The 18,096-nt window shown below is 71.5% G+C and carries 11 protein-coding genes; 9 read left to right on the top strand and 2 right to left on the bottom strand.

The window, feature by feature from the left end:
* Positions 1-39 precede the first annotated feature (39 nt).
* Positions 40-1,512 (top strand): M1 family metallopeptidase, encoded by a 1,473-nt coding sequence (locus Sspor_RS13690; protein ID WP_202203645.1) that lies wholly within the window; start codon positions 40-42, stop codon positions 1,510-1,512.
* 147 nt (positions 1,513-1,659) lie between these two features.
* On the top strand, positions 1,660-3,162 hold the full coding sequence (gene hflX / locus Sspor_RS13685; RefSeq protein WP_202199394.1) for a GTPase HflX: 1,503 nt from the start codon (positions 1,660-1,662) through the stop codon (positions 3,160-3,162).
* Between the two features lie 106 nt (positions 3,163-3,268).
* Here hflX and Sspor_RS13680 read toward each other — a convergent pair whose 3' ends face one another.
* Entirely contained in the window at positions 3,269-4,441 is a 1,173-nt protein-coding gene (locus Sspor_RS13680; protein ID WP_202199393.1) for a trypsin-like serine peptidase, read from the bottom strand.
* A 190-nt stretch (positions 4,442-4,631) separates the two neighbouring features.
* On the opposite strand from Sspor_RS13680, the gene Sspor_RS13675 reads away from it, so the two are divergent.
* From Sspor_RS13675 to Sspor_RS13655, 5 genes are all read left to right on the top strand, one after another.
* Positions 4,632-6,116 (top strand): diaminobutyrate--2-oxoglutarate transaminase family protein, encoded by a 1,485-nt coding sequence (locus Sspor_RS13675; protein ID WP_237403858.1) that lies wholly within the window; start codon positions 4,632-4,634, stop codon positions 6,114-6,116.
* Positions 6,117-6,138: 22 nt separating this feature from the next.
* A complete protein-coding gene (locus tag Sspor_RS13670; RefSeq protein WP_202199392.1) occupies positions 6,139-8,424 on the top strand; it encodes an IucA/IucC family protein in 2,286 nt (761 codons plus the stop codon).
* Positions 8,425-8,455: 31 nt separating this feature from the next.
* Entirely contained in the window at positions 8,456-9,175 is a 720-nt protein-coding gene (locus tag Sspor_RS13665; RefSeq protein WP_202199391.1) for a GNAT family N-acetyltransferase, read from the top strand.
* 100 nt (positions 9,176-9,275) lie between these two features.
* Positions 9,276-11,168, top strand: a complete 1,893-nt coding sequence (locus Sspor_RS13660; protein WP_202199390.1) for an IucA/IucC family protein — start codon at positions 9,276-9,278, stop codon at positions 11,166-11,168.
* Between the two features lie 52 nt (positions 11,169-11,220).
* A complete protein-coding gene (locus tag Sspor_RS13655; RefSeq protein ID WP_202199389.1) occupies positions 11,221-13,191 on the top strand; it encodes an ATP-dependent DNA helicase in 1,971 nt (656 codons plus the stop codon).
* 92 nt (positions 13,192-13,283) lie between these two features.
* Here Sspor_RS13655 and lexA read toward each other — a convergent pair whose 3' ends face one another.
* Complete coding sequence (lexA, locus tag Sspor_RS13650) at positions 13,284-14,078, bottom strand: transcriptional repressor LexA (RefSeq protein WP_202199388.1); 795 nt, start codon at positions 14,076-14,078, stop codon at positions 13,284-13,286.
* Positions 14,079-14,547: 469 nt separating this feature from the next.
* On the opposite strand from lexA, the gene nrdR reads away from it, so the two are divergent.
* A complete protein-coding gene (gene nrdR, locus Sspor_RS13645) occupies positions 14,548-15,060 on the top strand; it encodes a transcriptional regulator NrdR (protein WP_202199387.1) in 513 nt (170 codons plus the stop codon).
* Between the two features lie 144 nt (positions 15,061-15,204).
* Complete coding sequence (locus Sspor_RS13640; RefSeq protein WP_202199386.1) at positions 15,205-18,093, top strand: vitamin B12-dependent ribonucleotide reductase; 2,889 nt, start codon at positions 15,205-15,207, stop codon at positions 18,091-18,093.
* The last annotated feature ends 3 nt before the right edge of the window (positions 18,094-18,096 follow it).

The raw sequence follows: 18,096 nt of genomic DNA, 5'->3' as shown, positions 1-18,096 counted from the left end.
GTACGCGGCCGTGTGGCGGGCGCTGGTAAGCGGTGGTGGATGCAGCTCTCCTCCCCGCGCCTGCGCGCCGCCCTGCTCGCCGCGGCCTCCCTCACCCTCGTCGCCGCCGTCCTGCCCCCACCGAAGCCGCTGGGCATCGGGGACCGGCTCTTCCCGGAGCTCGGCAACCCCGGGTACGACGTGCTCTCGTACGACCTGTCCCTCGCCTACAAGGACAACCTGAGCCCGCTCGACGCGGTCACCGTCATCGACGCCCGCGCCCTGGAGCGGCTGGAGCTCATCAACCTGGACTTCACCCACGGCAAGGTGGCGTCCGCCGAGGTCAACGGGGAGCCGGCGCGGTTCGAGAGCGTGGCGGAGGACCTGGTCCTGACCCCCGCCCGCCCGGTGGCGGACAACATGCCGCTGCACATCACGATCCGGCACACCAGCGACCCGCGCGGCCGCGGCGACGGCGGCTGGGTGCCCACCGAGGACGGCCTGGCCATGGCCAACCAGGCGGACGCCGCGCACCGCGTCTTCCCCTGCAACGACCACCCCGCCGACAAGGCCTTCTTCACCTTCCGGATCACCGCCCCGCAGGGTCTCACCGCCGTCGCCAACGGGGAGCCGGTGGCCCCCGCCCTGCGGCTCGGCCCCACGACGACCTGGACGTACCGGACCCGGCACCCGATGGCCACCGAGCTGGCCCAGGTCTCGGTGGGCCGCTCCGCCGTCGTGCACGGCACCGGACCGCACGGGCTGCCGCTGCGCGACGTGGTACCCGCCAAGGACCGGGAGCGGCTCGACCCCTGGCTGAAGAAGACCTCGGGCCACATCGCGTGGATGGAGGAGCGGGTCGGCCGCTACCCCTTCGAGAACTACGGGGTACTGATCGCCCGGGCCACGACCGGCTTCGAGCTGGAGACGCAGACCCTCTCGCTCTTCGAGAGCAGCCTGTTCGCCGGTGAGGGCTACCCCGACTGGTACGTCGAGTCCGTGATGGTCCACGAGCTCGCCCACCAGTGGTTCGGTGACAGCGTCACCCCGCGGACCTGGTCCGACCTGTGGCTCAACGAGGGACACGCCACCTGGTACGAGGCCCTGTACGCCGACGGGCTGGGCAAGTACTCCCTGGAGCGGCGCATGCGCGAGGCGTACCAGCGCTCCGACCAGTGGCGGGCGGCGGGCGGCCCGCCGGCCGCCCCGAAGGCCGCCGCACCCGGCGAGAAGATCGGACTGTTCCGGCCGGTGGTCTACGACGGGGCCGCACTGATCCTCTACGCCCTGCGGCAGGAGATCGGCACCGAGGCCTTCGAGCGGATCGAGCGGCGCTGGGTCACAGAGAACCGGGACGGGATCGCGGGGACGGCCGACTTCGTACGCCTGGCCTCGCAGGAGGCGGGGCGCGACCTTCAGGCCTTCCTGGAGCCCTGGCTGTACGGGACCACCACCCCGCCGATGCCCGGGCACCCGGAGTGGAGCGGAAAGACGGCCTCCGGGAAGGCCGCGCCGGGCGGGAGCGCCCGATAAAAGGGTGTGACCGGCGAGGAACGGGCATGTCACCATCGACGGGGCCGCACGGGGAATCCCCCGGCGGTGTGACACGTTGGACGTGACAGATAACGTGCCACGTGCCAGCTAACGTGACACGGCTATTCGAATCGACGTAAGGATCCAATGACCTCCTCTTCCCCTTCCCAGGACGCGCGGGACGCACAGGACGTGCGGGACTCGCAGAGCTACACCGAGAGCCTTCGGGCCGATGCCCTGATGGAAGAGGACGTCGCCTGGAGCCACGAGATCGACGGAGACCGGGACGGCGAGCAGTTCGAGCGCTCGGAGCGCGCAGCGCTGCGCCGCGTGGCCGGCCTCTCCACCGAGCTCGAAGACGTCACCGAGGTCGAGTACCGGCAGCTGCGCCTGGAGCGCGTCGTACTGGTCGGGGTCTGGACCTCCGGCACGGTGAACGACGCGGAGAACTCCCTCGCGGAGCTCGCCGCCCTCGCCGAGACGGCGGGTGCCCTCGTACTCGACGGCGTGATCCAGCGCCGTGACAAGCCGGACCCGGCCACCTTCATCGGCTCGGGCAAGGCGCGCGAACTGCGTGACATCGTCATGGAGAGCGGCGCCGACACCGTCGTGTGCGACGGCGAGCTCAGCCCCGGCCAGCTCATCGCGCTCGAAGACGTCGTCAAGGTCAAGGTGGTCGACCGGACCGCCCTGATCCTCGACATCTTCGCCCAGCACGCCAAGTCCCGAGAGGGCAAGGCGCAGGTCGCGCTCGCGCAGATGCAGTACATGCTGCCGCGCCTGCGTGGCTGGGGTGCGTCGCTGTCCCGGCAGATGGGTGGCGGCGGCGGTGGCGGCATGGCCACCCGAGGCCCCGGTGAGACCAAGATCGAGACCGACCGGCGGCGGATCCGCGAGAAGATGGCGAAGATGCGCCGGGAGATCGCGGAGATGAAGACCGGCCGGGACATCAAGCGGCAGGAACGGCGCCGCAACAAGGTGCCCTCGGTCGCCATCGCCGGTTACACCAACGCGGGCAAGTCCTCGCTGCTCAACCGCCTGACGGGCGCGGGCGTACTGGTGGAGAACGCGCTGTTCGCCACCCTCGACCCGACCGTGCGCCGGGCCGAGACGCCGAGCGGCCGGGTCTACACCCTGGCCGACACGGTCGGCTTCGTCCGGCACCTGCCCCACCACCTGGTCGAGGCCTTCCGCTCCACGATGGAGGAGGTCGGGGACTCCGACCTGATCCTGCACATCGTGGACGGTTCGCACCCGGCGCCGGAGGAGCAGCTGGCGGCGGTGCGCGAGGTGATCCGCGAGGTCGGCGCGGTGAACGTGCCCGAGATCGTCGTGATCAACAAGGCGGACGCCGCGGATCCGCTCGTGCTGCAGCGGCTGCTGCGGATCGAGCGGCACTCCATCGCCGTCTCGGCGCGGACGGGCCTGGGCATCGAGGAGCTCCTCGCGCTCATCGACTCCGAGCTGCCGCGGCCCGAGGTCGAGGTGGAGGCCATGGTGCCGTACACGCGCGGCTCGCTGGTCGCCAAGGCGCACGCCGAGGGCGAGGTGATCTCCGAGGAGCACACCCCGGACGGCACCCTGCTCAAGGCGCGGGTCCACCAGGAACTGGCTGCGGACCTGGCGCCGTACGCGCTCGCGAAGCACTGAGCGCGCCTGACCGTCTGACGGCTTGACGGCTCGACGGCTCGACGAAGCAACGGCTGAGGCCCCCTGCGACGCAGGGGGCCTCAGCCGTCATGTCAGTACTTGTGCCCTACTTGAATTTGCGGCTGACGGCGTCGAAGATGCCCTTCGCCTCAGGCCCCAGCCGGGGTCCAGCCAGCCAACCCGCCTTGGCCGGGCCGATCGACGTGTTCGACACCAGCGCCGGCTTGCCGTCGGCGCCCGCCGCGACCCAGCCACCGCCGGAGGAGCCGCCGGTCATGGTGCAGCCGATGCGGTACATCACGGGGTCGTTCGCGTTCAGGGACAGCCGGCCCGGCTTGTCCGTGCACTGGAAGGCCCGCTGGCCGTCGAACGGAGCCGCCGCCGGGTAGCCCGTCGCCGTGATGCTCGCGACCTTCGGCACGGACTGAGCGCCGAACTCGACGGGGAGCGCCGAACCGACCGTCTCCTCCAGGGACTTGGTGCTGCCCTTCTCGGGCGCCACGTGCAGCACCGCGAAGTCGTACGGGGCACCCGCGCCACCGGTCGGGCCGCCGCTCGCGATCCACTGGTCGGAGGTCTGCGCCCAGTCGCTCCACCAGACGCCGTACGGGGCCACCTGCTCGCGGGGCGCGCCCTTGAGCTGAGCCGCCGGCTTGCCCGCGTTGTTGTAGGACGGGACGAAGGCGATGTTGCGGTACCAGCCGCCGGCCTTGCCCGCGTGCACGCAGTGGCCCGCGGTCCAGACCATGTTCGACTTGCCGGGGTGGGCCGGGTCCTTGACGACGGTCGCAGAGCAGACCATCGAGCCCTCGGGGCCGTCGAAGAACACCTTGCCGGACGCCGGAATGTTCGTGTGGTAAGGCGGATTGGCCACCTTGGCCGTCACCGGTACCGGGGTCGGGTCGGTGACACCCTGGTCCTTGCCCGCGTCGGGGTCGACCGACGGGCGCTGCGGCTGCTCGGCGTCACGCATGCGGTCCGGGTCCCACAGGCCCTCGATGACCGGGTTGATGTAGTCGCCCGCCTCGCGGAGCCAGTCCTCCCTCTTCCAGTTCTTCCACTCACCCCCCTTCCACTTCTCCATGTCGAATCCGTGCTCTTTGAGCTTGTCCTTGAGCTGGTCGGGGATGGTTATCCCCCCGTCCTGGCTCGGCAGGCTCGCAGCCACGGTCGGCTTGGCGTCGCCGCCGGCCTCCCCGTCGCCGGGGCCGCAGGCAGCCGCGGTCAGCGCGAGCGTGGCCGCGCACAGAATCGCGGTGACCGGTCGGTTCGGTCGCATGTCGTTCGTCCCCCTGGGAGTTCGAGGAGTGGAGTGCAGGCCCCCACTATGCCGCTGTCGCCGAGGACGACACAGGCCGGGGCCGCGGTTCCTGGCCCTCTTTGCCTTGCGTGACAAGGATCTTGAGTCAACCCGTGATCCGTCGCCGTCACCGTCGTTGGTACGTACGGGGGATGGGGGAGCAGCGTTCATGTTCGAGACGCAATCCGGAAGAGCAATCACTGCGGGAGGACCGACACTCGTGGCTGTCACCGAGCCGGCCGCGGCGGCGGCCGCGACAGAGATCCCGCTTCAAGTGCCGACGCAGGGAAGCCGGGAGCCCGGTCCGCACGGCCGACACGTGCCGCACGGCCCGGACGCAGGCGACGGGCCGGGGGGTCCCCTCGCCCCCGAGGGCATCCTGCGCAGGCAGGCGCAGCGGGAGTCCGCCGCCCGGACGTACGCGCGCTCGCTGCCCATCGTCCCCGTGCGGGCCCGCGGGCTGACCATCGAGGGCGCCGACGGGCGGCGTTACCTCGACTGCCTCTCCGGCGCCGGCTCGCTCGCCCTCGGGCACAACCACCCGGTGGTGCTCGAAGCCATCCGGGGCGTCCTCGACTCGGGTGCACCGCTGCACGTGCTGGACCTCGCGACCCCGGTCAAGGACGACTTCACCACCGAGCTCTTCGCCAACCTGCCGCCCGAGCTGGCCGCCGACGCGCGCATCCAGTTCTGCGGGCCCGCCGGCACGGATGCCGTGGAGGCCGCGCTCAAGCTGGTGCGCACCGCGACCGGCCGCTCCGGGCTGCTCGCCTTCACCGGGGCCTACCACGGCATGACGGCCGGGGCCCTGGACGCCTCGGGGGGCGCCCCCGGAGTACGGGTGACCCGGCTGCCATACCCGCAGGACCTCCGCTGCCCGTTCGGCGTCGGCGGGCCCGAGGGCGCCGAACTCTCCGCGCGCTGGACGGAGAACCTGCTGGACGACCCGAAGGGCGGGGTGCCCGCCCCCGCCGGAATGATCGTCGAGCCCGTGCAGGGCGAAGGCGGGGTGATCCCCGCCCCGGACGGCTGGCTGCGGCGGATGCGCGAGATCACCGCGGCGCGGGGGATCCCGCTGATCGCCGACGAGGTGCAGACGGGTGTCGGCCGGACCGGCGCCTTCTGGGGCGTCGACCACGCCGGGGTGGTGCCCGACGTCATGGTCCTCTCCAAGGCGATCGGCGGCAGTCTGCCGCTCGCCGTGATCGTGTACCGGGCCGGTCTGGACGTCTGGGCCCCCGGCGGGCACGCGGGCACCTTCCGCGGCAACCAGCTCGCCATGGCCGCCGGAACCGCCACGCTCGCGTTCGTCCGTGAGAACCGGCTCGCCGAGCGGGCCGCCACCCTGGGGGAGAGGATGCTGGCGGCCCTGCGCGGCCTGGCCGGCGGCCACGCCTGCATCGGGGAGGTACGGGGCCGGGGACTGATGATCGGCGTCGAACTCGTCGACCCCGACACCGGGGCGGCCGCCCCGGCCCTCGCCGCCGCCGTCCGCCAGGAATGCCTGGACCGCGGCCTGATCGTCGAACTCGGCGGCCGTCACGGCGCCGTGGTCCGCCTCCTGCCCCCGCTGACCCTGACCGACGAGCAGGCCGCGGCGGTCCTCGACCGCCTGGCCGACGCCATCCCGGCCGCCTCCCGCCGGACCCACTGACCCGTACCCCCGAGGACCCGCGATGCCAGACCCGCACCAGTCCACCCCCATCACAGACACCCAACCGCCGTCTCCCGACCGGCCCGCCGCACCGGCGGGACCGGTGCAGCCGCTGTCGCCGCCGCAGCCGATCCCGGACCCCGAGGCCGTCGCCCCGGGGCAGCCGTCATCGCTGTACGGCGCCGCGGCGCCGCTACGGGAGGCCGCGCAGCCGCCCTCTCCGGCGCCCCGGCCCGACCTGCCCGAGGCGCAGGGCTCGGGGCCCGCGGCCGGCCCGCCGGCCCGGCCCGCACCCGCCGAGGACGCGCCGGCCCCATCCCCGGCCGGCGGCCCGCTGCCCCACGCCGACGGGGCCACGGCCGAGCACGCGCGGCCGGGCCCGGCCGGCGCACCCGGCGCTCCGGCCGAGCAGCTCCGTCAGCCGGCGGCCACGGCCGGCACCGGAGCCGGCACCGGAGCCGGTACCGGGGCCCCCGCCGGGGCAACGGCCACCGTGCCGAGGCAGAAGGACGGAACACCCCGGCCCCGTTCCGGATGGACGAGCCCCCTCCGTCTGGAGCCCACCACCCTGCCCGACCTCCTCAACCACCCCGACCCGGCCACCGCCGCCGAGGCCGCGGCCGTGGAGAACCTGCTCCGCTGCTGGGTCCGCGAATCCGGTCTCGGCCGCCCCGACGGCCCCGCCGGAACCCCCCTGCGCATCCCCCTTCCCGCCTCCGGCGCCGCCCTGATCGTCCCGGTCCGCCACTGGTCCCACACCGGCTGGCACCGATTCGGTGCGGTCAGGCTCGAAGGCACGGCCGCCGCCGCACCCTCCCTCGACGCCGTCACCATCGCCGCGCTCATCTCCCGTGAGGGCACGAGCGGCGGCCGCGGCGCCGCCGACCTCGTCGGCCGCGTGGCCGACTCGGTCCGCCGCACCGCCGAATTCATCGCCGACCGGCGCGAACGCCCCACCGCCCCGGCCCCCGTCGGAGGGGACCGCTTCCTCACCGCCGAACAGGCACTCCTCCTCGGACACCCCCTCCAGCCCGACCCGAAGAGCCGCGAAGGACTCTCCGAGGCCGAGGTACGCCGCTACTCACCCGAACTCCACGGCTCCTTCCCCCTGCACTGGTTCGCGGTCGAACCCGCGGCTCTCGCGACCGAATCCGCCTGGACCGAGAGCGGCCGCCCCGTCTCCGCCCCGCAGCTCCTCGGCCGGCTCGCCCCCGGGATCCCCCTGCCCCACGGCACCACCCCCCTTCCCCTGCACCCCTGGCAGGCCCGCGACCTCCTCCAGCGCCCCGCCGTCACCGCCCTGTTCGACGCGGGACTCCTGCACGACCTGGGCCCGCACGGCGAGCCCTGGTACCCCACCTCCTCCGTCCGCACCGTCCACCGCCCGGGCGCCCCCGCGATGCTCAAGCTCTCCCTGGGCCTGCGCATCACCAACTCCCGCCGGGAGAACCTCCGCAAGGAACTCCACCGCGGCGTCGAGGTGCACCGGCTGCTCCGCACCGGCCTCGCCGAGCAGTGGCAGGCGTCCCACCCCGCCTTCGACATCGTCCGCGACCCCGCCTGGGTCGCCGTGGACGCCCCGGACGGGACCCCCGTGCCCGGACTCGACGCCCTGCTGCGCCACAACCCCTTCCGCTCGGGCGACGACCCCGTATGCATCGCCGCGCTCACCGCTCCCCGCCCCTGGCCCGGCCGGACCACCATGAGTTCCCGCCTCGCGGAACTCGTCACCGGTCTCGCCACCGCCACCGGCCACACCACGTCCGCCGTCGCGGCCGAGTGGTTCCTGCGCTACCTCGACCACGTGGTCCTGCCGGTCCTCGCCTTCGACGCCCTCGCCGGTATCGCCCTCGAAGCGCACCAGCAGAACACCCTGGTGCTCCTCGACCCGGCCGGCTGGCCCATCGGCGGCCGCTACCGCGACAACCAGGGCTACTACTTCCGCGCATCCCGCCGCGCGGAACTGGAGCACCGGCTCCCCGGCATCGGAAGCGCCAGCGACACCTTCGTCTCCGACGCCGTCACCGACGAACGCTTCGCCTACTACCTCGGCATCAACAACGTGCTCGGCCTCATCGGCGCCTTCGGATCCCAGCGGCTCGCGGACGAACGCGTCCTCCTCGCCGCCTTCCGCCGCTTCCTCGCCAAGGCCACGGGCCTGGGCCCGCTCCCCGCCCGGCTGCTCGACTCGCCCACCCTGCGCTGCAAGGCGAACCTGCTCACCCGCCTGGGCGGACTCGACGAGCTGGTCGGCCCCGTCGACACCCAGTCCGTCTACGTCACCATCACCAACCCCCTTCACGATTGACGCGTCGGCGCCGACGCGGAGAAGAGCCCCGATGCCCTCCACCGACACCTCAGCCCCGGCCCCGGTCGCAGCCACCGGCTCCGCCCACGATGCCCGCTCTGCCACCGGCCTCCTGGAAGTCGCCGACGGCAGGCGCGAACAGCGCCTCAACGCGGACCTGCTGCCCCTGCTCGCCGAGGCCGACCTGCTCGATTCCCCCGCCATCTGGGGCAGCGTCACCACACCCGCCGGCGCCTTCCGCCTCGAACCCGTGCGACCCGGCCGCGACCTGGAGCTGCTCACCGGCTGGATGAACGATCCCGAGGTGGCCGCCTACTGGGAGCTCGCCGGCCCCGCCGCCGTCACCGCGGCCCACCTGCGGGCCCAGCTCGACGGCGACGGCCGCAGCATCCCCTGCCTCGGTCTCCTCGACGGCACACCGATGAGCTACTGGGAGATCTACCGGGCCGACCTCGACCCGCTCTCCGGCTACTACCCGGCGCGCCCCCACGACATGGGTATCCACCTGCTCATCGGAGACGGCACGAACCGTGGCCGCGGACTGGGCACGGCCCTGCTGCGCGCCGTGGCCGACCTGGTCCTCGGCAACCGCCCCCGCTGCACACGCGTCGTCGCGGAACCGGACATCCGCAACACCCCCTCCGTATCGGCCTTCCTGAGCTCCGGTTTCCGCTGCTCCGCGGAAATCGACCTTCCCGAGAAGCGGGCCGCCCTGATGGTCCGGGAGCGGGTGCTGCGCAATCTCCTCTGAGTGCCGCACCGCACACCCCGACCCGTCGTCGGCGGCTTCGCACCTCTCCCTTTGATAACTCTGCGTAGCGGAGCAGAGTTCCCGACCTCCGAGGAGTCCCGTGCCGAACTTCCCCGCAGCCCACGACGCCGCCGAACCCGCCGTGCCACCTTCACCCCAGCACCCCTGCATCCCACCCGAACTCAACCGCGCGACCTGGGACGTCGCCGCGCGACGGCTGCTCGCCAAGATGATCGGCGAGTTCGCCTACGAGGAGATCGTCCGGCCCGTCCCCACCCCGGCCGCCGCCGGCGACGCCTGGACCCTGACCCTCGACGACGGCAGCAGCCTCGGCTTCCGCGCCCGCCGCCGCTCGTACGGCAGCTGGCACGTCACCCCGGACACCATCACCCTCACCCCACCCGCGCCCGCGCCGGGCTCACCTCCCTCACCCGGCGTGCCGGGCCACCTCGGGAGCCCGGCCGCCTTCGGGGACCCGTACGCCTTCCTCATCCGGGCCCGCACCCTCCTCGGCCTCGACGGACCCACCCTCGGTCACCTCGTCCGCGAGCTCAGCGCCACCCTCACCGCCGACGCCCGGCTCGACCACACCGCACTCACCGCCGACGTCCTCGCCGACCTCGACTACGCCGGCCTCGAAGGCCACCAGACCGGCCACCCCTGGCTCGTCCCCAACAAGGGACGCCTCGGACTCTCCGCCTCCGACACCGCGGCCTGGGCACCCGAGGCCCGCACCCGCCAGCGGCTGCCCTGGCTCGCCGCCCACACCTCGCTCGCCACCTACCGGGGAACCGCCGGCCTGGAAGACCCCGCCCGCCTCTACACCGCCGAGCTCGACCCCGTCACCCGGGCCGCCTTCGACCGGTCCCTGCGCGACCGCGGCCTCGACCCGCTCCACTATCTCTACCTGCCGGTCCACCCCTGGCAGTGGGACGAGGTCGTCCTCCCCCTCTTCGCCCCGGCGCTCGCCTCCTGCGCCCTGGTACCGCTGCCGGCCGACCCCGACGTGCGTCTCCCGCAGCAGTCCGTCCGCACCTTCCTCAACGTCAGCCGGCCCGACCGGCACAGCGTCAAACTCCCGCTCTCCGTCTTCAACACCATGGTCTGGCGCGGCCTGCCCGGCGACCTCACGCTCGCGGCCCCCGCCGTCACCGCCTGGATCCACTCCCTCCGCGACGGCGACCCCTTCCTCCGCGACGAGTGCCGGGTCGTCCTGCTCGGCGAGGTCGCCTCCGTCACCGTCCGCCACCCCGTCTACGACGAGCTGCCCGAGGTCCCCTACCAGTACAAGGAGCTCCTCGGCGCGATCTGGCGCGAGCCCCTCACCGGCCTGCTCGCCCCCGGCGAGCGCGCCCGCACCCTCGCCTCCCTCCTGCACACCGACCCGCGCGGCCGCTCCTTCACCGCCGAGCTGGTCGCCAGGTCCGGGCTGGCCCCGGCCGTCTGGCTGCAGCGCCTCTTCGCCGCCCTCCTGCCCCCACTGCTCCACTTCCTCTACCGCTACGGGACCGTCTTCTCCCCGCACGGCGAGAACACCATCGTGATCTTCGACGAGCACGACGTCCCGGTCCGGCTCGCGGTCAAGGACTTCGTGGACGACGTCAACATCAGTGACGAACCGCTGCCGGAGCTGGAGTCCCTGCCCGACGAGGTGCGGGCGGTCCTGCTCACCGAGCCGGCCGACTTCCTCCCCCAGTTCATCCACTCCGGGCTGTTCGTCGGCGTGTTCCGCTACCTCTCGGCCCTGTGCGAGGACGGCCTCGGTGTCCCGGAGAGCGAGTTCTGGTCGCTCGTGCGGGCGGAGATCCTGCGCCACCAGGCCCGCTTCCCGGAGCTCAAGGAGCGCTACGAGCTCTTCGACCTGCTCGGCGAACGCATCGGACGGCTCTGCCTGAACCGCAACCGGCTCTACGAGGACGGCTACCGAGACCGCCCCGACCGCCCGCACGCCGTGCAGCACGGCACCGTACCGAACCCCTTGTACCGGCCGTGATCACTCGCCGGTGCGTCCGTTGTCGGTGCGGCCCCGTAGGGTTGGCAGTGCTATGACGAAGCCCTCCCTCCCCGACCTGCTGCACGCCGCCGTCTCCGCCGTCGGCGGCACGGAGCGCCCCGGCCAGGTGGCCATGGCCGAAGCCGTCGCCGAAGCGATCGACGACAACTCCCACCGGCTGATCCAGGCCGGCACCGGCACCGGTAAGTCCCTCGGCTACCTGGTGCCGGCCCTCGCCCACGGCGAGCGCGTGGTCGTCGCCACGGCGACGCTCGCCCTGCAGCGGCAGCTCGTCGAGCGCGATCTGCCCCGGACGGTGGAGGCACTGCACCCGCAGCTGCGCCGCCGCCCCCAGTTCGCCATGCTCAAGGGCCGGTCCAACTACCTGTGCCTGCACCGCCTGCACGAGGGTGCTCCGCAGGACGAGGAGGACGGCCTCTTCGACCAGTTCGAGGCGGCCGCGCCCACCAGCAAGCTCGGCCAGGACCTGCTGCGCATGCGCGACTGGGCCGACGAGACGGAGACCGGTGACCGCGACGACCTGACCCCGGGCGTCTCGGACAAGGCCTGGTCGCAGATCTCCGTCTCCTCCCGCGAGTGCCTCGGCGCGACGAAGTGCGCGTACGGCGCCGAGTGCTTCGCGGAGGCCGCGCGTGAGCGGGCCAAGCTCGCGGACGTGGTCGTCACCAACCACGCACTGCTCGCCATCGATGCCATCGAGGGCGCCCCCGTGCTGCCGCAGCACGAGGTGCTGATCGTCGACGAGGCCCATGAGCTGGTCTCCCGGGTGACCGGGGTCGCCACCGGTGAGCTCACCCCCGGGCAGGTCAACCGGGCCGTGAAGCGTGCCGCCAAGCTGGTCGACGAGAAGACCGCGGACGCCCTGCAGACCGCCTCGGAAAGCTTCGAGCGGGTCATGGAGCTGGCGCTCCCCGGCCGGCTGGAGCAGATCCCCGAGGATCTCGGCTACGCGCTGATGTCCCTGAGGGACGCCGCGCGCAACGTGATCTCGGCGATCGGAGCGACCCGGGACAAGTCCGTCCACGACGAGGACGCGGTGCGCAAGCAGGCGCTGGCCGCCGTGGAGAGCATCCACGGCGTGGCGGAGCGGATCACCAACGGCTCCGAGTACGACGTCGTCTGGTACGAGCGGCACGACCGCTTCGGCGCCACCCTCCGGGTCGCCCCCCTGTCGGTGTCCGGTCTGCTGCGCGAGAAGCTGTTCGCGGAGCGCTCCGTGGTGCTGACCTCCGCCACCCTCAAGCTGGGCGGCGACTTCAACGGGGTCGCGGGCTCGCTGGGGCTGTCCCCCGAGGGCGTCGAGGGAGACGACGTACCCGTATGGCGGGGCCTCGACGTCGGCTCGCCCTTCGACTACCCCAAGCAGGGCATCCTCTACGTCGCCAAGCACCTGGCCACGCCGGGCCGGGAGGGGACCCGCGGCGACATGATGGACGAGCTCGCCGAGCTGATCGAGGCGGCCGGCGGCCGTACCCTCGGCCTCTTCTCCTCCATGCGCGGTGCCAAGGCGGCCGCGGAGGAACTGCGCGGCCGGCTCGACAACCCGATCCTGCTCCAGGGCGAGGAAACCCTCGGTGAGCTGATCAAGGCTTTCGCCGCGGACCCCAAGACCTGCCTGTTCGGGACGCTGTCGCTCTGGCAGGGCGTGGACGTGCCCGGCCCCAGCTGTCAGCTCGTGGTCATGGACCGGATCCCGTTCCCGCGCCCGGACGACCCGCTGATGAGCGCCCGCCAGAAGTCGGTCGAGGAGCACGGCGGCAACGGCTTCATGGCCGTCGCGGCGACGCACGCCGCGCTGCTGATGGCACAGGGCGCGGGCCGTCTCGTACGGGCCTCGGGTGACCGGGGTGTCGTCGCGGTCCTGGACCCCCGGCTGGCGACGGCCCGGTACGGGAGCTTCCTGCGGGCCACGCTGCCGGACTTCTGGTACACCACGGACCGCAACCAGGCCCGCCGTTCCCTGGCGGCGATCGACGCGACGGCCAAGGCCGACGGCAAGTAGGCCGTGAATCCGCCGGTCCGCCGGTTTCGGGGCATGGAACAACCCCCGGAACCGGCGCAGTGGGTCCCGGGGGCTGAATGGGGGCGACGGGGTCAGACCCGGCGCAGTACCGCGACGACCTTGCCGAGGATGGTCGCCTCGTCGCCGGGGATCGGCTGGTAGGCGGCGTTGTGCGGGAGGAGCCAGACGTGGCCGTCCTCGCGCTTGAAGCGCTTGACGGTGGCCTCGCCGTCGAGCATCGCGGCGACGATGTCGCCGTTCTCCGCGACCGGCTGGCGACGGACCGTGACCCAGTCGCCGTCGCAGATGGCGGCCTCGATCATCGAGTCGCCGACGACCTTGAGGACGAAGAGCTCGCCGTCGCCGACGAGCTGCCGGGGGAGCGGGAAGACGTCCTCGACCGACTCCTCGGCGAGGATCGGGCCGCCGGCCGCGATCCGGCCGACCAGGGGAACGTAGGAGGCGGCGGGCTTGCCGGTGGTGTCCGTGGGCTGCGAGCTCGGCTGGTCGGAGCCGCGCACCTCGTAGGCCCGGGGGCGGTGCGGGTCGCGGCGGAGGAAGCCCTTGCGTTCGAGTGCCATCAGCTGGTGCGCGACCGACGAGGTGCTGGACAGGCCGACCGCCTGGCCGATCTCCCGCATCGACGGCGGGTAGCCCCGCCGCTGCACGGAGTCGCGAATGACCTCAATGACCCTCCGCTGCCGGTCCGTGAGCCCGGAGCTGTCGGCGCGGATGCCTGGAGGTCGACCTGGCAGCGAGCGTGCGGGGCGTACTACGGGCTCCGCATCCGGGTTCAGGTTTGCGTCGTTCATGGCATGCACCGGATCGAGTCGGCTCTGGGAGCGGTTCTGGGCAGTGATGGCGGCACTGTCTGCGGTGGTGGTCACGTCGGCCCCTCTCGAAATGTTCTCCCTAGCTGGACAACGGTAGTAGCTTTCGAAAGGTTGCGCCAAACACACGTTCGAGTGAAAAATCGCAGATCGTCCTGCGTGGGCATATCGAGGGGTGTATGGGTGATCGGTTCGCCGAACGCGGGTTCGGCCCGGCGTCCGCCGCTTACGGTACCCTTCCCGGTCGGATCGCCGCCTTCCGGGCCTGTGCCCAGTGTGGCACCGCGAGGCTCCGTGTCCGCCCACCGGACGCTGCGACACGCTGAGCCGTGCAAATCCGCCGCAACCCAAGATCTAGTGGTTGGATGAGCGCTGCCACCCAGAGGTTGTGGTCCTCGGGTCTTCCGGGGGCCTCGGTATCGCATATGCTGGTGGCTGCTTCACGAGCCCCCGACGGAGTCCGCCTCCGTCGTTCAGGGGCTCCGTGGGGTGATTCGGTCGTGCCAAAACGAAGGGTGAGGGAACCATGCACTGCCCCTTCTGCAGGCACCCCGACAGCCGCGTCGTCGACAGTCGCACGACGGACGACGGCACGTCGATCCGCAGGCGCCGTCAGTGCCCCGACTGCTCCCGTCGCTTCACGACGGTGGAGACGGCCTCGCTGATGGTGATCAAGCGCAGCGGAGTGACGGAACCCTTCAGTCGCTCCAAGGTCATCTCCGGCGTGCGCAAGGCGTGCCAGGGGCGGCCGGTCACCGAGGACGCCCTCGCCAAGCTCGGCCAGCGGGTCGAGGAGGCGCTGCGCGCCACCGGGAGTGCCGAGCTGACCACCCACGACGTGGGTCTGGCCATACTCGGCCCCTTGCAGGAGCTCGACCTGGTCGCGTACCTGCGGTTCGCCTCCGTTTACAAAGCTTTCGACACCCTTGAAGACTTCGAGACCGCCATCGCGGAACTCCGTGAGCCGCGGCCTCACCCTGAAGAGTGCGAGTGCGGGGTGGCCGTCCAGGTCCCCGTGCCCGCCTCCGCCGCCGACTGACCGGACCCCCCGTGCCGCGGCGCTCACGCGCCGTGACGCGGCCGGTCGGCCAGGCGAAGAGACGTAGATACAAGACACAGCACTGTGCCGCGGAATATCGATGGCACTTTAGGGCGTTTTTGCCCGCATATGGGAGGAAGCGGCATGACAGAGACGGCGAGCGGCTCGGCACGTGGTTCCCGCGCCAAGGGGACCAAGGCTGCCAAGGGCGGCCTGCGTATCGAGCGCATCCACACCACCCCGGGCGTGCACCCTTACGACGAGGTGAGCTGGGAGCGCCGTGACGTCGTCATGACCAACTGGCGTGACGGCTCGGTCAACTTCGAGCAGCGTGGCGTCGAGTTCCCCGACTTCTGGTCGGTGAACGCGGTCAACATCGTCACCAGCAAGTACTTCCGCGGCGCCGTCGGCACCCCGCAGCGCGAGACCGGTCTGAAGCAGCTGATCGACCGGATCGTGAAGACGTACACGAAGGCCGGCGAGGATTTCGACTACTTCTCGTCGCCCGCCGACGCCGAGATCTTCGAGCACGAGCTGACCTACGCCCTCCTGCACCAGATCTTCAGCTTCAACTCCCCCGTGTGGTTCAACGTCGGTACGCCCCAGCCGCAGCAGGTCTCCGCCTGCTTCATCCTGGCCGTCGACGACTCCATGGAGTCGATCCTCGACTGGTACAAGGAAGAGGGCATGATCTTCAAGGGCGGCTCCGGCGCCGGCCTGAACCTCTCCCGCATCCGCTCCTCCAAGGAGCTCCTCTCCTCCGGCGGCAACGCCTCCGGTCCGGTCTCCTTCATGCGCGGCGCCGACGCGTCCGCGGGAACGATCAAGTCGGGCGGCGCCACCCGCCGCGCGGCCAAGATGGTCGTCCTGGACGTGGACCACCCCGACGTCGAGGCTTTCATCGAGACCAAGGTGAAGGAGGAGGAGAAGATCCGCGCCCTGCGCGACGCGGGCTTCGACATGGACCTGGGCGGCGACGACATCACGTCCGTCCAGTACCAGAACGCCAACAACTCCGTCCGCGTGAACGACGAGTTCATGACGGCCGTCGAGAACGGCACCGAGTTCGGTCTGCGCGCCCGCATGACCGGCGAGGTCATCGAGAAGGTCGACGCCAAGGCGCTCTTCCGCAAGCTCGCCGAGGCCGCGTGGGCCTGCGCCGACCCGGGCATCCAGTACGACGGTGTGATCAACAACTGGCACACCTGCCCCGAGTCCGGCCGCATCACCGCGTCCAACCCGTGCAGCGAGTACATGCACCTGGACAACACGTCCTGCAACCTCGCCTCGCTCAACCTGATGAAGTTCCTGAACGACGACGGCAAGGGCAACCAGTCCTTCGACGCCGAGCGGTTCGCCAAGGTCGTCGAGCTCGTCATCACGGCGATGGACATCTCCATCTGCTTCGCGGACTTCCCGACGCAGAAGATCGGCGACAACACCCGCGCCTTCCGCCAGCTGGGCATCGGCTACGCCAACCTCGGCGCCCTGCTCATGGCCACCGGCCACGCGTACGACTCCGACGGCGGCCGCACCCTCGCCGCGTCGATCACCTCGCTGATGACCGGTACCGCGTACAAGCGCTCCGCCGAGCTGGCCGCCATCGTCGGCCCCTATGACGGCTACGCCCGCAACGCCGAGTCCCACAAGCGCGTCATGAAGCAGCACGCCGACGCCAACACCGTCGCACCGCGCACCGACGACCTGGACAACAGCATCTGGGCCGCGGCCACCGAGGCCTGGCAGGACGTCCTGCGCCTCGGCGAGAAGAACGGCTTCCGCAACTCCCAGGCCTCCGTCCTCGCGCCGACCGGCACCATCGGTCTCGCGATGTCCTGCGACACCACCGGTGTCGAGCCGGACCTGGCCCTGGTCAAGTTCAAGAAGCTCGTCGGCGGCGGCTCGATGCAGATCGTCAACGGCACCGTCCCGCAGGCCCTGCGCCGCCTGGGCTACCAGGAGGAGCAGATCGAGGCGATCGTCTCCCACATCGCCGAGCACGGCGTGGTCGTCGACGCCCCGGGCCTGAAGACCGAGCACTACGAGGTCTTCGACTGCGCCATGGGCGAGCGCTCCATCTCCGCCATGGGCCACGTCCGGATGATGGCCGCGATCCAGCCCTGGATCTCCGGCGCGATCTCGAAGACGGTCAACATGCCGGAGACCGCGACCGTCGAGGAGATCGAGGAGATCTACTTCGAGGCGTGGAAGCTGGGCGTCAAGGCGCTCGCGATCTACCGCGACAACTGCAAGGTCGGCCAGCCCCTCTCCGCCAAGAAGAAGGAGGAGGAGAAGGAGGAGGTCACCGCCAAGACGGAGGAGACCATCCGCGCCGCCGTCGAGAAGGTCATCGAGTACCGTCCCGTCCGCAAGCGCCTCCCCAAGGGCCGCCCGGGCATCACCACCTCCTTCACGGTCGGTGGCGCCGAGGGCTATATGACGGCGAACTCCTACCCGGACGACGGTCTGGGCGAGGTCTTCCTGAAGATGTCCAAGCAGGGTTCGACCCTCGCGGGCATGATGGACGCCTTCTCGATCGCCGTCTCCGTCGGTCTGCAGTACGGCGTTCCGCTGGAGACCTACGTCTCGAAGTTCACGAACATGCGCTTCGAGCCGGCCGGTATGACGGACGACCCGGACGTGCGGATGGCGCAGTCGATCGTCGACTACATCTTCCGCCGCCTGGCGCTGGACTTCCTGCCCTTCGAGACCCGCTCGGCCCTCGGCATCCACACGGCCGAGGAGCGCCAGCGTCACCTGGACACCGGTTCCTACGAGCCTCTTGAGGACGAGCTGGACACCGAGTCCCTGATGCAGGCGACCCCGCTGGCCGCGGTCCCGGCGGCCCCGAAGCCGGTCGCGGCCGTGTCCCTCCCGACCCCGAAGACGGCGCACAGCAACGCCGAACTGGTCGAGATGCAGCTCGGCGTCTCCGCCGACGCCCCGCTCTGCTTCTCCTGCGGTACGAAGATGCAGCGCGCCGGCTCCTGCTACATCTGCGAGGGCTGCGGCTCGACGAGCGGCTGCAGCTGAAAA

The sequence above is a fragment of the Streptomyces spororaveus genome (assembly GCF_016755875.1).
Taxonomy (GTDB): domain Bacteria; phylum Actinomycetota; class Actinomycetes; order Streptomycetales; family Streptomycetaceae; genus Streptomyces; species Streptomyces spororaveus.
The sequence above is the reverse complement of the archived record's forward strand: the minus strand, read 5'-3'. Positions and strand labels throughout refer to the sequence as shown.

Coding starts and splice junctions, on each gene's coding strand:
- Sspor_RS13690 (WP_202203645.1), top strand. CDS start 40: ATGCAGCTCTCCTCCCCGCGCCTGCGCGCCGCCCTGCTCGCCGCGGCC.
- hflX (WP_202199394.1), top strand. CDS start 1,660: ATGACCTCCTCTTCCCCTTCCCAGGACGCGCGGGACGCACAGGACGTG.
- Sspor_RS13680 (WP_202199393.1), bottom strand. CDS start 4,441: ATGCGACCGAACCGACCGGTCACCGCGATTCTGTGCGCGGCCACGCTC.
- Sspor_RS13675 (WP_237403858.1), top strand. CDS start 4,632: ATGTTCGAGACGCAATCCGGAAGAGCAATCACTGCGGGAGGACCGACA.
- Sspor_RS13670 (WP_202199392.1), top strand. CDS start 6,139: ATGCCAGACCCGCACCAGTCCACCCCCATCACAGACACCCAACCGCCG.
- Sspor_RS13665 (WP_202199391.1), top strand. CDS start 8,456: ATGCCCTCCACCGACACCTCAGCCCCGGCCCCGGTCGCAGCCACCGGC.
- Sspor_RS13655 (WP_202199389.1), top strand. CDS start 11,221: ATGACGAAGCCCTCCCTCCCCGACCTGCTGCACGCCGCCGTCTCCGCC.
- nrdR (WP_202199387.1), top strand. CDS start 14,548: ATGCACTGCCCCTTCTGCAGGCACCCCGACAGCCGCGTCGTCGACAGT.
- Sspor_RS13640 (WP_202199386.1), top strand. CDS start 15,205: ATGACAGAGACGGCGAGCGGCTCGGCACGTGGTTCCCGCGCCAAGGGG.